General features: G+C 73.3%; 11 protein-coding genes. 4 read left to right on the top strand and 7 right to left on the bottom strand.

The genetic code is table 11. The features are described 5' to 3' along the window. Positions 1-25: 25 nt before the first annotated feature. The 5 genes from ACWEJ6_RS00315 to ACWEJ6_RS00295 form a co-directional block, all read right to left on the bottom strand. Positions 26-1,180 (bottom strand): DUF2510 domain-containing protein, encoded by a 1,155-nt coding sequence (locus tag ACWEJ6_RS00315; RefSeq protein ID WP_452420255.1) that lies wholly within the window; start codon positions 1,178-1,180, stop codon positions 26-28. 46 nt (positions 1,181-1,226) lie between these two features. Then, a complete protein-coding gene (locus tag ACWEJ6_RS00310; RefSeq protein WP_452420253.1) occupies positions 1,227-2,594 on the bottom strand; it encodes a hypothetical protein in 1,368 nt (455 codons plus the stop codon). Between the two features lie 57 nt (positions 2,595-2,651). Continuing rightward, positions 2,652-4,313 carry a protein kinase domain-containing protein gene (locus ACWEJ6_RS00305; RefSeq protein WP_452420251.1) on the bottom strand — a complete coding sequence of 554 codons (1,662 nt, stop codon included), beginning with the start codon at positions 4,311-4,313 and terminating at the stop codon, positions 2,652-2,654. A gap of 114 nt (positions 4,314-4,427) precedes the next feature. Then, a complete protein-coding gene (locus ACWEJ6_RS00300) occupies positions 4,428-6,773 on the bottom strand; it encodes a protein kinase domain-containing protein (protein ID WP_452420249.1) in 2,346 nt (781 codons plus the stop codon). Positions 6,774-6,858: 85 nt separating this feature from the next. Then, positions 6,859-7,497, bottom strand: a complete 639-nt coding sequence (locus ACWEJ6_RS00295; protein WP_452420247.1) for a pyridoxamine 5'-phosphate oxidase family protein — start codon at positions 7,495-7,497, stop codon at positions 6,859-6,861. 71 nt (positions 7,498-7,568) lie between these two features. On the opposite strand from ACWEJ6_RS00295, the gene pdxR reads away from it, so the two are divergent. Together pdxR and ACWEJ6_RS00285 are read left to right on the top strand one after the other, a co-directional pair. Further along, positions 7,569-8,963 (top strand): MocR-like pyridoxine biosynthesis transcription factor PdxR, encoded by a 1,395-nt coding sequence (gene pdxR / locus ACWEJ6_RS00290; protein ID WP_358288047.1) that lies wholly within the window; start codon positions 7,569-7,571, stop codon positions 8,961-8,963. A 41-nt stretch (positions 8,964-9,004) separates the two neighbouring features. After that, entirely contained in the window at positions 9,005-9,724 is a 720-nt protein-coding gene (locus ACWEJ6_RS00285; RefSeq protein ID WP_358288044.1) for a hypothetical protein, read from the top strand. Here the strand turns inward: ACWEJ6_RS00285 and ACWEJ6_RS00280 are convergent. Then, on the bottom strand, positions 9,696-10,826 hold the full coding sequence (locus tag ACWEJ6_RS00280; protein ID WP_452420245.1) for a DegT/DnrJ/EryC1/StrS family aminotransferase: 1,131 nt from the start codon (positions 10,824-10,826) through the stop codon (positions 9,696-9,698). The genes ACWEJ6_RS00285 and ACWEJ6_RS00280 overlap by 29 nt on opposite strands. Further along, positions 10,823-11,905, bottom strand: a complete 1,083-nt coding sequence (locus ACWEJ6_RS00275; RefSeq protein WP_452420243.1) for a GNAT family N-acetyltransferase — start codon at positions 11,903-11,905, stop codon at positions 10,823-10,825. Before ACWEJ6_RS00275 ends, ACWEJ6_RS00280 begins: the two co-directional genes overlap by 4 nt. 157 nt (positions 11,906-12,062) lie before the next feature. Here ACWEJ6_RS00275 and ACWEJ6_RS00270 point away from each other — a divergent pair, with 157 nt between their 5' ends. Both ACWEJ6_RS00270 and ACWEJ6_RS00265 read left to right on the top strand, forming a co-directional pair. Next, positions 12,063-13,100, top strand: coding sequence for a phosphotransferase family protein (locus ACWEJ6_RS00270; protein ID WP_452420241.1), 1,038 nt, complete (start codon positions 12,063-12,065; stop codon positions 13,098-13,100). A gap of 16 nt (positions 13,101-13,116) precedes the next feature. Continuing rightward, on the top strand, positions 13,117-13,869 hold the full coding sequence (locus ACWEJ6_RS00265) for an SDR family NAD(P)-dependent oxidoreductase (RefSeq protein WP_452420239.1): 753 nt from the start codon (positions 13,117-13,119) through the stop codon (positions 13,867-13,869). Positions 13,870-13,920 lie beyond the last annotated feature (51 nt).

Genomic DNA, 13,920 nt, shown 5'->3' with positions numbered 1-13,920 from the left:
TACCCCACCAGCCTAGTGCCCCCGCTTACGCGGGCTTGAGCGAGCCGAGAACCTTCGCCACCACGTCCGTGCCCAGATTGTCGGGAACGGAGATGTACAACAACGTCGGGCGCTGCCCGGCCCCGCGGTCCATGAGCACGATCGCGGCGTTCTCCTTCTTCCACTTGTAGCCGTTCTTCTCCGCGACGGCGGTGAAGTCGAGCTGGAACTGCATGACCCACGCGTCATGGTCGCCGATCTTCGTGGCCTTGTTCTCGATCAGCTTGGTCGTGTGCTGCGGCTCGTAGAACTGGGTGCTGAACTGCATGAACAGCGCCTTGGCGGTGTCCTCCAGCGCCGAGGCGCCGGTGTAGGGGATGAGCGCGGCCAGCGGGCCGGCGTAGGCGTTGCCGATCCAGTCCTTGTCGCCCTCGTAGTTCTCCTGCGAGCTGGCCTGCACGCCGCTCGTCCACATCTGCTGGGAGGGGTCGGTGCCGTTGACGTCGCCGTACGCGGGCACCTTCCAGCCGTCGGGCGCCTGGTAGGACAGGCCGCTCCGCGGGTCGGTGATGCGGCCGTCCTGCGGCTGCGGCAGCTCGCCGCCCTGCGGGGGCAGCTCGGTCGGCGGCCCGGCGGAGGGCGGTTCGGCCGTCGGGAACGGCTGCGGCTCCTCGGTGGTGGGCGAGGCGACCGGCGTGCTGCTGCCCCGGTTGAGGAAGAAGATCCCGGCGACCACGATCAGCGCGACCACGACCAGCGCGGCCAGGCCGCCGAACACCCACGGCAGCGGGTTGCCCTGCTTGGGCGGCGGCGCCTGGCCGGGGCCGGGCAGCGGACCGCCGGCCCACTGCGTGGGCTGCTGGCCGAAGGCGGGCTGCTGGTGGGTGGGCTGCCCGTAAGCGGGCAGGCCCTGGGCGGGCTGACCGCCGTAGGGGGGCTGACCCTGCGCGGGCTGCTGGTCGGCGGGCTGCCCGTAGGGCGGCTGGCCGGAGGAGGGCCGGCCGTACTGGAGCGTGGGGTTCGCCGGGGTGGCCGACCAGTCGGGGGACGACTGGGGCTGCGGCCCGGAGGACGGCTGCTGCGGCTGAGGCTGCCGCTCCTGCGCGTGGGTGGCGTCCGTCCATTGGTTGCCGTCCCACCAGCGGAGCTGCGGCTCTCCGTACGGGTCGGGGTACCAGCCCGCGGGGGTCTGCGTGGTCATGCCCGTCAGATTAGTAAGAACCGCTTTGTTGCGCATTCAGGGAAGGTCAGCACTTGTAGGTGAAGCTCGCCTTGTCGGTACGCGCCGGGCCCGGCGAGAGCACCTTCAGCGTGGCCGTGGCCTTGACGTTGCTCTTGCCCGACAACGTCCAGCGCAGCGGCACCGAGTAGGACGTCTTGTCGGCGCTCGTGCGCAGGCTGCCCTTGACGACCTCCTTGTCCAGGTTCTTGCGCCACTCGTAGCGGATCTCGCCCACGCCGCCGTTGGTGACCACCGTCCCGGTCAGGACGATCGCGCCGCCGCAGCCCAGCGTCTTCTTCGGCGCCACCACGTCGATCGACCGCACCGCCAGCTCGGGGGCGTCCGTCAGCCTGAACCAGGCCACGATCGCGCCCGCCATGACGACCGCGAAGAGCGCCGTGGACAGGATCGTGCGCCGCCGCCGTCGCCGCGACACCTTGGCCACCCGGCCTTGGGAGCGCTTCTCCGGCTGGTGGACGGTCGCGGCGCCGTCGCGTCCCTCGCGCCAGATGCGTTCGGCCGTCGTCTCGGGCTGCCGCACGGTGCCGGCACCGGCTCCCGGGCCGGCTCCCGGGCCGCCCACCCCAGGGCCGAACTGCAGGCGCGGCGGCGACCCCGACGCCGGCACGTGCAGCAGCGTGACGATGTCGCCCTCGTCCTGGGGCGCCGGCGGCGGCTGCGCGGCGAACGACGGCGGCTGCGCGAACGCCGACCTGCCGCGCGCCGCCCGCGCCAGCGCGTCCCGGCTGATCAGGCCGCCGGGCAGCGCCGCGCGTTCCTGGCTCAGCATGGCGCGGGCCGGTTCGAGGCCGAGCGTGGTGGCCGTGCCGGCGGCCCGTTCGAACAGGCCGGCGGCCCGCGGCGCGGTCTGCGTGAAGGACGCGGCCAGCCCGCGGGCCAGCGACGCCCAGCCCGCCGCGTCCCGCTCGCGCGGCGAGACCTGGCCGCGGATCGCGTCGGACAGGCCGCGCTCCGACAGCAGCGCGGCCCCCTCGGCGGTGATCACCACCGTGCCCGGATGCACCGAGCCGTGCGTGACCCCGGCGGCGTGCAGCGCGAGCAGCGTCTGCGCGGTCTCCGTCAGCACCGACGCCGCCCCCGCCGGATCGACGGGCGCGCCGGCGAGCAGGTCGGCCAGCGTGGGACTGACCGCCTGCGCGGTGAGCAGCCACACCTGGTCGCCCGCCGCGACCACGTCGGCCACCGGGATCAGCCCGCCCATGCCGCCCAGCACGAGGTGCTGGTCGGTCATGACCGCGTTCACCACGCGCTCCCGGACGCCCGGCAGGCCGATGACCCGCGGGTCGAACAGCAGCGCCCCGGCCCTGCGGCCGTCCGGCGAGATGGCGTCGATCCAGTTGCCGAGCTCGGTCATCCACGTGTGCTCGGTCAACCGGAATCCGGCGATACCGTTCCTGTGGTTGTCCATCCCCCTTGCCCCCCGGCGCGTCTAGCGCTGCTTTCTGTGGCGTCCTGCCATGCGACGTTTCACCGCAAGTGTGACCGGAACCGCGCCGGACGTCATCAGGCCGAGCGCGAGGAGTCCGGCCTGCGCCTTGCCCACCTGGTCCAGGGTGGGCGTCTCGGTGCCGCCGCCCTCGCCGTCGCCGCCGCCGCTCGGCGTCCCGGTCGGGCTGGGCTCCTCCGTCTCCGAAGGCGGCGGGCTGCTCGGGGGCGTCCTGGTCGAGGGCGTCCTGGTGGGCGGGGCGGAGGTCTGGGTGGGCGTGGGAGCGGCCGAGGTGGGCTTGCTGCCGTCGCTGGTCGTGCTGTTCTTGCCGGTGATGTCCGGCTCGGGGGAGTCGGTCGGGGTCGGCTTCGGCGTCCTGACCGGCCGCCTGGTCGGCTTCCGCGTCGGGGTCGGCTTGGGCGTCCTGGACGGCGAGGCCGCCGCCGTCGCCGTCGGCAGGACGGGCGGCGGGGTCGAGACGGCCGGGTCCGCGGAGGTCGGCGTCGGGTCCGGCTCCGGGGTGGTCTCCTCGGGCGTCGCGGTCGGCTCCTCCTCCGTGGGCTCCTCGTCGATCACCGGGTCGGTCGCGCTGGGCGTGACCTCGCTCGTCTGGGCCCGCAGCACCGGCTCGTCGGAGGAGGAGTTGACCAGGATCACGCCCACGGCCACCACCACGCCCACGGCGACCGCGCCGATCGCGATCTTGGCCGAGAGCTTGCTCAGCAGGCGGGCGGGGTCGGGGAAACGGGTCTCGGTGAGTGCGGTATGCGTCTCGGCGGCATCGTGCAACGGGCTCGGGAACAGCAGGATGAGCAGGCCGGCGAGGGCGGCCAGGCGGCGGCGTCCGCGCTCCTCCCAGTCGGCGCCGTACGCCTCGGCCGCGATGGCCTCCAGCTCGGTCAGGAACGCCTCGGCGGACGGCGGCCGCTCGCCCGGCTGCTTGGCCAGGCCGCGTTCGACCAGGCTCTGGAGCGCCGTGGGCACTTCCTCGACGGGCGGCGGCGCGCTCTGGTGCTGGCGGGCGAGCGCGGCGATGTTGGGCGCCCGGAAGGGCCGGGTGCCGGTCAGGCACTCGAAGAACACGACGGTGGCGGCGTAGACGTCGGTCGCCGGCCCGGCGGCCCCGCCCGCCCACTGCTCGGGCGCCATGTACGGCGGCGTGCCCGCGGCGCTCGCCCCCTCGCCGGCCCGGACCGCGATGCCGAAGTCCACCAGCTTGCTGACCCCGTCGCCCTGGACCATCACGTTCTCGGGCTTGAAGTCGCGGTGGACGACGCCGATCGCGTGCGCGGCGGCCAGCCCCTGGAGCGAGCCCTTGAGCACGACCAGCGCCGCCTCGGCCCCGGTCGGCCCCTCGGAGCGCAGGATCTCGCGCAGCGAGACGCCGTTGACCAGCTCCATGACGATCGCCGCGCCCTGCCCCGACTCGACGTAGTCGATCAGGCGCGCGTGGTGCGAGCTCTGCAGGGTGCCGAGCAGCCGGGCCTCGTGCCGGAACCTGGCCACGAAGCCCATGTCGGACCTGAGCTCGTCGTTCAGATATTTGATGGCGACTTCCACGCCGTCGTGGTCACGCGTGGCCAGGACCACCCGGCCGGCGGCACCGCTGCCCAGTTCCCGGACTTCGGTGTAGCCGGGGACCCCCCACTGCCCATCGCCGTACATAAACGGTCTCCTCTGGAGTCATTCGGGCCCCCACCCGCATCAAACGCTGCGTAGCTTAACCAGAGGGAAGGGCTTTCCCGCCACCGATATGCCGATATGGCCGAATTTGCGAGGTTAGTCCACAGTGTCGGGCTTATCGGATTGTGGGGATTCCTGCGGTTTGGGTGTTTCCTGTGGTTTTGGGGTTTCTTCTGGCTTGGGTGTCTCTCTGGGGCATTCTGGGGTTTTTCCGCTCGCCCGGTCCGGGCCGCCCGCCGCCTCCGGCGTCGTGCTCGCCGTGACGGTCCAGGTGGTGCCGCACGGGACGGTCCTGAGCGCCCGGCTCACCGTCCTGGTGTACGTGGTGTCGCCGGACAGCGTGACCCGCTCCGAGCCGGCCGGCTCGCCGCCGAGCAGGAACCCCACGTCCAGCGTCACCGGCCGATCGTCGGCGGTGACCACCGAGACGGTCGCCGCCAGGCCGCCCTCGCTCAGCCCGGCCCTGACGATCGAGACCCGTCGCACCGCGGGCGGGCAGGTGACCTCGACCCGGGCGGTCCGGACGCGGTCGCCGGCGCGGACCCGTACCGACAGGGTGGAGCCGCAGGGGCGCGCGCGGAAGGAGTGGGTGAAGACGCGGGAGTAGGAGGTCCGGCCGGACAGGCTCGCCGTACGGGTGCCGACGGTCTCGCCGTCCACCGCGAACGCGGCCTCGACCGGGATCTCGCCGGTGCCGTCGGCGGTCACGCCGACCCGGGCGCGCGCGGTCAGCCCCGGCGCCTCGGGCATCGCCAGCGAGACGAACAGCCCGTTCACCCGCGTCTGGCAGGCCGGCACCGGCGCCGAGGAGGACCGGGCGCCGCCCGGCGCGGCGGGGGAGGTCACGACGGTCAGCGTGACGGTCCCGCCGCACGGCCGTTCGCCGAGGTCCCAGGTGAAGGCGCGGGTGTAGGACGTCGCGCCGCTCAGCCGGAGGCGCTGGACGTGGCCCTCGCCGCCCGGCGCGGTCCACGTCCCGGTGGCGTTGACGGGAGCGCCCCCTGCGGTCCGGACGGTGACGGAGGCGCGCGCGACGCCGTCGCCGTCGATCGTGACGTCACCCACGCTCACCCCGAGAACGGTCGCGACGGGCGTCGGCGTCGGGGTGGGCGTCGGCCTGGGGGTCGGTTTGGGGGACGGCGTCGGGGTCCGGGTGGGCGTCGGCGTGGCGGTCCTGGTCGGCTTCCTCGTGGGCCCGGCCGTCGGCGTGCGCGGCGCCCGGGTGGTGACGGGCGGCCTGGAGGTCGTCGGCGGAGGCAGCAGCTCGGGCGAGGACGCCGGCGACGGCGGCCCCTCGGGAGAGGTCCGCGGCGTCGCCTCGGGCGTGGTCGGCGGCGCGAGCACCGCCTCGGCCGTGCTCGGCGGCGCGGTCACCGCCTCGGTCGTGGCCGGTGGCACCGCGACGGCCGCGCCGACCGGCTGCTCGGCAGGCTGCCGCCGGGCGGCGAGCGCGACCACCACCGCCACCGTCACCACCGCCACCAGGGCGGTGCCCATGCCCACCCGCACCGCGTTGGACCGCAGGCCGCGGAAGACCGTCCTGGCCAGGGACGTGGTGACCTCGGGGGTGGGCTGCGGCGGGGCCGGCAGGAGCAGCGCGAGCAGGGCGACCAGCGCGGCCAGGCGCCGCCTGCCCCGCTCCTCCCAGTCCTCGCCGTACGCGGCCCGCGCCGTGGCCTCCAGCTCCTCGACGAAGGCCAGGGCGCTCGGCGGCCGGTCCCGCGGCTCCTTGGCCAGGCCGCGCCGGACGAGCTCCTGGACCGGCTCGGGCGCGTCGTGGAAGGGCACCGGCGCGTGCACGTGCTGGTAGCCGAGCACGCTGGGCTCGGTGGAGCGGTACGGCCGGTGCCCGGTCAGGCACTCGAAGAAGACGGCGGTGGCCGCGTACACGTCGGTCGCCGGCGAGGCGGGCCGGCCGGCCCACAACTCCGGCGCCATGTACGGCGGCGTCCCCTCCGGATGCGTGGCCGTGCCCTGCGGCACCGCGACGCCGAAGTCCACGAGCTTGCTCATCCCGTCGTCGCGGACGAGCACGTTCTCGGGCTTGTAGTCCTTGTGCACGACCCCGGACGCGTGGGCCCTGGCCAGGCCCAGCAGCGAGCCCTTCAGCACGACCAGCGCCGCCTCCGGCTCGGTCGTGCCGTTCTCACGCAGCAGGGCGCGCAGCGAGACGCCGTTGACCAGCTCCATCACGATGCAGGCGCCGTTCGGCTCCTGGATGTACTCCCACATCGTGGCGATGTTCGGGTCGCGCAGCGAGGTCAGCACCCGCGCCTCGGCCTGGAAGCGGGACAGGGCGGCGGGGTCGCGCAGCAGCGCCTCGGAGAGGTACTTGATCGCGACCTTCACGCCCGTCTCGTCGTGCACGCCCAGCACGACGCGCCCGCTCGCGCCCGCGCCGAGCTGTCTGATCTCCGTGTAACCGGGAGCACTCCACTCCATCGCCCTCTCCCATCAGGAGCCGGCCCACCTGATGAGACGCGTGATCAAGGAGTCGGGTTTGCCAGGTGGTTCCGGATTCATGGAACTACTCCCGACGGAGGATGTGAACCGGTATATCGATACCTTCTGGAAGTGCCGGATCCGGTTGCGGTTCGCCCCACGACGTGACCAGCGGATGCACCCCGGCCCAGACCGGCAGCGCGTAGTCCTCCTCCTCGTCCTCCGGCGCCCCGCTGCGGATCTTGACCGACGCCTCGGCCAGCGACAGGGCCAGCACGGCGGTGGCGGCCAGCTCCTTGCGCGTGGGCGGCCGGACGTAGTCCCACTGGCCGGGGGCGAGCTGCTCGGTGAGCGCCCGCAGGGCCGCCAGCCGCTCGTCGGGGTCGCTCACCAGCCGGGCCCGGCCGTAGACGATCGCCGAACGGTAGTTGACGGAGTGGTTGAAGACCGAGCGGGCCAGCACGATGCCGTCCAGGTGGGTGACGGTGACGCACACCTCGGCGCCGTCGCCGGCCCGCAGCGAGCGCGCGCCGGTGGAGCCGTGCAGGTAGAGGGTGTCGCCGATCCGTCCGTAGCCGGTGGGCACGACCATGGGATGGCCGTCGGCCACCACGCCGAGATGGCAGACGAGCCCGCTGTCGAGCACGTCGTAGAGATCGTTCCGGTCGGTGCTGCCGCGGTGCTTCTCTCGGCCGAGAGCCGTGCGCGGGGTGGAGGAGAGCATGATTCGACGCTAATCGCGAAGTGGACCTATCCTGTAGGGCCACTAACCGACCCTTCCTAGAGACCACTTTCGTGCGCACCCACATTGACCTGCCGGTATCCCTGTCCCGCGACTCGGCCGTCCCGCTGACCACCCAGCTCGCCGGCTGGCTGCGGCACGCCATGATGGGCGGCGCGCTCGCGCCGGGCGAGCGGCTGCCGTCCACGCGGGCGCTGGCCGACCAGCTCAAGGTGAGCCGGACGGTCGTCACCGAGGCGTACCAGCAGCTCTACGCCGAGGGCTGGCTGGAGGGGCGCCACGGGTCCGGCACGTTCGTGGCGGCCATGGAGTCGCACGTCCCGCCGCGCGAGAGCCCGTACGAACCGGCGCCGCCCGCCCGCCGTCCCGAGGGCGAGTGGATCGACCTGCGTCCCGGGGACCCCTGGGTGCGCGACTACGACCGGGCCGCCTGGAAGCGGGCCTGGCGCAGCGCCGGCGAGCTGCCGCCCGGCGACTCGCCCGACCTGCACGGCCTGCCGCGCCTGCGCGAGCTGCTCGCCGACCACCTGCGCAGGGCCAGGGGCATGGCCGTCGGCCCCGAGAACGTCCTGGTCACCAGGGGCACCGGCAACGGGCTCGACCTGTGCGCGCTGGCCCTGCTGGCCGGCGGCGGGCGGGCGGGCGTGGAGGACCCGGGCTACCACGTGGCCCGCACGGTGTTCGCGGCCAGGGGCGCCGAGGTCGTGCCCTGCCCGGTGGACGAGGACGGCGTGATCGTCGACGACCTGCCCCGCGACCTGCGCGTCCTCTACACCACTCCGGCCCACCAGTACCCGCTGGGCGGCCGGCTGCCGATCCCGCGCCGGGAACGCCTGCTGTCCTGGGCCAGGAGCACCGGCGCCACGATCGTCGAGGACGACTACGACGCCGAGTTCCGCTACGACGTCGCCCCTCTCCCCGCCCTCTACGGCCTCGACCCCACCCGCGTCGTGCTGCTCGGCTCGCTGTCCAAGACCCTGGCCCCCGACGTCGGCGTCGGCTGGCTGGTCGGCACGCCCGACCTGGTGAGCCGGATCGCCGCCCTCCGCGCCGCGGTCTCCGACCGCACCAGCGGACCGGTCCAGCAGGCCGTCGCCACCCTCCTGGAACGCGGCGACCTCGACCGCCACCTGCGCAGGATGCGCCTGGAGTACGCCCGCCGCCGGGCCGCCGTCGTGGAGATCCTCGGCCCGGTCTGCCGCCTGCGCGGCGACACCGCCGGGCTGCACGTGCTGGCCGAGCTGCCGGCGGGCGACGTCCAGGAGGTCGTGGAGCGGGCCAGGGAACGGGGCGTGCTGCTCGACCCCGCCGACCGCCACCACCACGACCGCGCCCGCCTGCACGGCCTGGTCCTCGGCTACGGCTCGGCCTCGCTCAGGGACGTCCGGCGCGGCTGCGCGGTGCTGGCCGGGCTGATCCGGGATGCTCAGACCGGATTGAGTATCTGAGCGCTGGTGCCGGCCGGTCCGCCGTCGGCAGGGTGGCGGGCATGAAACCCTGGCTCCTGCCGGCCTCGCTGATCGTCACGGCGGTCACCGCGTGGCTCGTCCTGTACGCGGGCGTGCCCCTGTCCACCCTCCTGTCGCTGGGCCTGGGCGCGATCTGCCTGGTCTGGCTGGCCGTCCTGCTGACCTTCCCGTGGAACCTGTCCTTCGCCGCCCGGCAGGTGGTGCGCGACATCGAGGTCTCCCGCGAGACCGGCATCGACGTCCCGGCCCGCGGTGCGGAGGAGGCCAGGACGATCGCCCGCCGCATGCTCGTCCTCGCGGTCGCCGGGCACGTGGTCTCGGCCGTCGTGGTCGCGGTGGTCACGTTCTTCTCCGGGCGGCAGATCGGCTACTACTTCGCCGGGTTCTACCTGCTGGCCACGGCGTTCCGCCCGGCCGGGGCCTACGTCGGGCACCTGCGCGAGCGGGTCAGGACGCTGGGACGCGAGGTCCGCTACCCGCGCCTCGACGTGATCGCGCTGCGCGACCAGGTCGAGGCGCTGTCCGCCGCCGCCGAACGGCTCACCCGGCAGGCCGAGGAGCTCGGCGGCGAGCTCGCGGCCACCCGGGCCGGCCTGGAACGGGCCGACCACGACCTGGACCGCCGGATCACGCTGATGGCCCGCCGCTTCGAGGAGACCGTGGACGGCCTCAACGACAACCAGGAGATCATCACCGGGCTGCGCGCGTTCCTCAGACTGCTTCGCGCGGACCCCACATAGGCGGCTCCAGACCGCGCAGGACGGGCAGCGAGCGGGCCGCGTACAGCGGGTCCACCGGCAGCACGTGCCGGGCCCACCAGCGCGCGGGGCCCGGGTCCGGCGAGGCGTCGGTGAAGCCGAGGGCGTACTCGTCGTACGGCGGGTCGTACAGGTAGCCGGTGGCCACCCCGCGGCGCTCCAGCGCGGCGACGGCCGCGTCCCTGTCGCGCACCAGCAGCGGGACGCGGAACAGCGGCTGGTCCAGGTTGTCCAGCACGGCGGGCGCCACCGTGGGCAGCTCGGCCAGCCGGGCGATCCCGGCCAGCCGCCGCGCCCGCTCGCCGGGCACCTTGGCCAGGCGCCTGGACTGGTACCAGCGGACCAGCCGCCCCCGCCGGGCGCGGTAGGCCGCCAGGTCGGCGCGTACCCACGGGTCGAACGGCGGCAGCGCGGGCACCTGCTTGAGCGCCAGCTCCAGCGCGTCGGGCTCCAGGGCGATGCGGTAACCCTCGCGCTCCTCCTGCATGCCGAGGGCGCGCATCAGCGCGAGCGCCGGACGGACGAGGTCGAGCCTGAGCGCGACCTGCCGGGCCATGGAGGTGGCCACGCTGAACAGGTCGGCGCGCAGCGCGCCGGGGACGAGCAGCTCGTCGCGGGCGCGTTCGAGCGCTTCGAGGTCGGCGCGGTCGGTCACCGCGAGCACGCCGCCCGAGCCCGCGCCCGGATGCTTGGACAGGCTGAACACCCCCGCCTGGCCGAACGTGCCCAGCGGGCGCCCGCCGGGAGCGGTCTCCAGGGCGTGCGCCACGTCCTCGATCAGGATCTTTCCCGTGAAGGCGGACACCTGGTCGGGCAGGCCGTACAGGTTCGTCGTCAGGACGGCGTCCACCGTGGACAGGTCGACCCGGGAGACGTCGATGTTGCCGTCACGCGGGGACAGCGGCGCGATCACCGGGCGCAGACCGGCCGCCAGCACGAGGAAGAGGATCTCGTCGGCCGAGACCGGAGACATGAGCAGCCGCTGACCCGGCAGGCACCAGTGGCGCAGCGCGAGGTAGAGGCCGAGGCGGTTGGATGGGAGCCACAGGCAGTGCCGCCCGGTGCGCTCCGCGATGAGTCTCACCCTTGTAGGACGGTACGCAGTCGCCCAAAAGTTTTCAACGCTTTGTCGGCGGTCTTGAGCAGCAGCGGATTGGCCATCACCGTGGCGCGCGTCTTGCGCACCGGCACCCGCATCATCCAGTGGACCCCGGCCGCCACGCCGGCCCTGGCCACGCGGCCCTCGGCCACCTCCAGCTCGCCGTTCTTGAGCTTCTCCTTGTACTCCTTCTCGCCCCGGCCCATGTCGATCACCTGGACGCCCGACGCGGCGGCCGCCTCGGCCATCGCCAGGTGATGGATGAGCCCGGGGGAGTACTTGGCGTAGGCGGTGTCGTAGGCCGGGAACCAGCCGGCCAGCGTCGTGCGGGTGCGCACCCCGAAGTGCCCGGCCACCGGCACGTCGTCGACGTAGACCATGTCGAGGACGCCGGCGAAGCTGTCGGACCGGGTGGCCAGCAGCCGCTCGACCAGCTCGACGATCCATCGCTGGGAGAACCGGTCGGTGCGCCCGGTACGCCGGTACTGGTCGGTCTTCCAGCCGAGCAGCGTGTGCAGCGGCCCGGTCTCGGCGATCGCGTAGTCGTGGCGCAGCGGCCCCGACTCGCGCTGCAGCTTGCGTGACTTGGCCAGGGTCGACTTGTATGTCTTGCCGGACCGGGCGCGCAACGTCTCGGTGTAGGGGCCCCAGCCGTCGCGCAGGTCGATGATCGGCGAGGGGTGCGTGGTGTGCCGCCCGTCGAGCAGCGGCTGGCCGGAGACCAGGTGGTCGAACTCGTAGACCGACAGCCCGCAGTCCTTGATCAACCGGCGCGGGTCGAGGTCGAGGCCCTTGGCGTGGACCAGGCCCTGCGCGTCGGTCAGCCCCGCGGCGACCGGCTTGCCGATGCCCAGCGGATGGCGTTCGAAGGGGAAGAAGCCGACGATGTCCGGCCCGTCGTACAGGACGGCCACCCGGACCAGGTCGCGGAGCTCGCCCACCGTGACCGTGAACTCCGGGGACAGGAAGGGGTTGTCGAAGGCGGCGTCGGACTCCTGCAGGGCGCGCCATCGGCTGAGCTCGGGCTGTCCCAGATCGCGAGGGTGGGCAACGGTGACGCGCATGGGCTCCTACTGTCGGCTTACCACAACCTGACCAGCATGAGGTCAGAGGTGTAGGGCCAGGTTAAAGGATGGGCGCCCATGCCTGGGATGTGCCGGGCCTACTGTTATGCAACTCTCAGCTGGCTTTCAGGACCGAGTGGCGTTCTAATGTGTGTCCATGACGGTACCAGGGATCGACTGGCCGCGGCTGGTCTCGTGGCTGGGCAGGAACGTGCCGGACGCCGGGGAGCCGCTGTCCGTCTCGCTGATCTCCGGAGGCAGGTCGAACCTGACCTACCTGGTGGAGGCGCGCGAGCGCCGGCTGGTGCTGCGCAGGCCGCCGCTGGGTCACGTGCTGCCCACCGCCCACGACATGCGGCGGGAGTGGCGGGTCATCTCCGCGCTGGCGCCGACGCCCGTCCCGGTGCCCGAGCCCGTCGCCTTCTGCGCCGACGAGGAGGTGGTCGGGGCGCCGTTCTATGTCATGGGGTACGTGCCCGGCGCCGCCGTGCAGACCAAGGACGAGCTGGGGCAGCCGACGCCGGCCCAGACGCGGCGGCTGTCGGAGCGGCTGGCCGAGGTGCTGGCCGCCATCCACGCCGTGGACTACCGCGAGGTGGGGCTCGGCGACTTCGGCCGTCCCGAGGGGTACCTGGCCCGGCAGCTCGACCGGTGGTGCCAGCAGTGGGAACGGTCGAAGACCGCCGACCTGCCCGACTACGACAGCCTCGTGCGGCGGCTGCGCGAGCGGCTGCTCGCCGCGTCCGACAGCACCCTGGTGCACGGCGACTACCGGCTGGACAACACGCTGGTGCGCCTGGCGCCGCCGCCGGCCGAGATCGAGATCATGGCCGTGGTCGACTGGGAGATGTCCACGCTCGGCGACCCGCTGGCCGACCTGGGGCTCACGCTGACGTACTGGCACGACCGCGGGGACGACGAACGGGCCCGCATCCCCGTGTCGGGCGACGTGACGGTGGCGCCGGGGTTCATGAACGCCGCCGAGTTCGCCGCCCACTACGGGAAGGTCTCCGGCCGCGACATCTCGGACCTCGGGTTCTACGTGGCCTTCGGCAACTTCAAGCTGGCGGTGATCGTGGAGGGCATCCACGCCCGCTTCAAGCAGGGTAAGACCGTGGGGGAGGGGTTCGACCGCATCGGCGCGGCCGTGCCGACGCTGATCTCCCGCGCCCATCGCATGCTCGACCAGCCCTGATCCCGCAAGGAGCCCCATGAGCACAGTTGCACTCATCACCGGAGCGGCCAGCGGCATCGGCGCCGCGGTGGCCCGGCGGCTGTCGTCGGGCGGCGCGAAGTGCGTCCTCGTCGACCGCGACGGCGAGGGCGTCGAGCGGGTGGCCAAGGAGGTCGAGGGCGCGTGGCTGGCCGCCGACGTCAGCACCGAGGAAGCCTCCCTGGAGGCCGTCGCGCTCGCCGAGCAGCGGTACGGCCGCCTCGACCTGGTGCACCTCAACGCCGGCATCTCCGGGGGCGTCGACCTGGCGAACTTCGACCTGGAGCGCTACCGCGCGGTCGTCGGCGTGAACGTGGACGGCGTCGTCTTCGGCGTGCGCGCCAGCGTGCCGCTGCTGGCCAGGTCGGGCGGCGGCGCGATCGTGGCCACGTCCTCGCTGGCCGGGCTGGTGGCCTTTTCCGGCGACCCGATCTACACCATGACCAAGCACGCCGTCGTCGGCCTGGTCCGGGCGCTGGCCGAGCCGCTGTCCCAGCAGAACATCCGGATCAACGCGGTCTGCCCCGGATTCACCGACACCCCGCTGGTGGCCGCCGCGCGGGAGATGTTCGTCGACGCCGGATTCCCGCTGCTCACGGCCGAGGACGTCGCCGCGGCCGTCGAGTCCGCCTTCTACGCCGAGACGCCGGGCACCCTGCTCGTCGTGCAGCCGGGTAGGCAGCCGGTGCCGTACCGTTACTCGGGGGTTCCCGGGCCCGCGGGCGGTCAGCGCCCACCCGCTTCCGATTGACAGCAAGTCTGCTGCAAGCGGAACGATTACCGTCATAAGGGCCGGGCACTG

The organism is Nonomuraea sp. NPDC004702, from assembly GCF_053601695.1.
The sequence above is the reverse complement of the archived record's forward strand: the minus strand, read 5'-3'. Positions and strand labels throughout refer to the sequence as shown.

Excerpts from the sequence above, each read along its gene's own strand:
- ACWEJ6_RS00315 (WP_452420255.1), bottom strand. The coding sequence starts at position 1,180 with ATGACCACGCAGACCCCCGCGGGCTGGTACCCCGACCCGTACGGAGAG.
- ACWEJ6_RS00305 (WP_452420251.1), bottom strand. The coding sequence starts at position 4,313 with ATGTACGGCGATGGGCAGTGGGGGGTCCCCGGCTACACCGAAGTCCGG.
- ACWEJ6_RS00300 (WP_452420249.1), bottom strand. The coding sequence starts at position 6,773 with ATGGAGTGGAGTGCTCCCGGTTACACGGAGATCAGACAGCTCGGCGCG.
- ACWEJ6_RS00295 (WP_452420247.1), bottom strand. The coding sequence starts at position 7,497 with ATGCTCTCCTCCACCCCGCGCACGGCTCTCGGCCGAGAGAAGCACCGC.
- ACWEJ6_RS00285 (WP_358288044.1), top strand. The coding sequence starts at position 9,005 with ATGAAACCCTGGCTCCTGCCGGCCTCGCTGATCGTCACGGCGGTCACC.
- ACWEJ6_RS00275 (WP_452420243.1), bottom strand. The coding sequence starts at position 11,905 with ATGCGCGTCACCGTTGCCCACCCTCGCGATCTGGGACAGCCCGAGCTC.
- ACWEJ6_RS00270 (WP_452420241.1), top strand. The coding sequence starts at position 12,063 with ATGACGGTACCAGGGATCGACTGGCCGCGGCTGGTCTCGTGGCTGGGC.
- ACWEJ6_RS00265 (WP_452420239.1), top strand. The coding sequence starts at position 13,117 with ATGAGCACAGTTGCACTCATCACCGGAGCGGCCAGCGGCATCGGCGCC.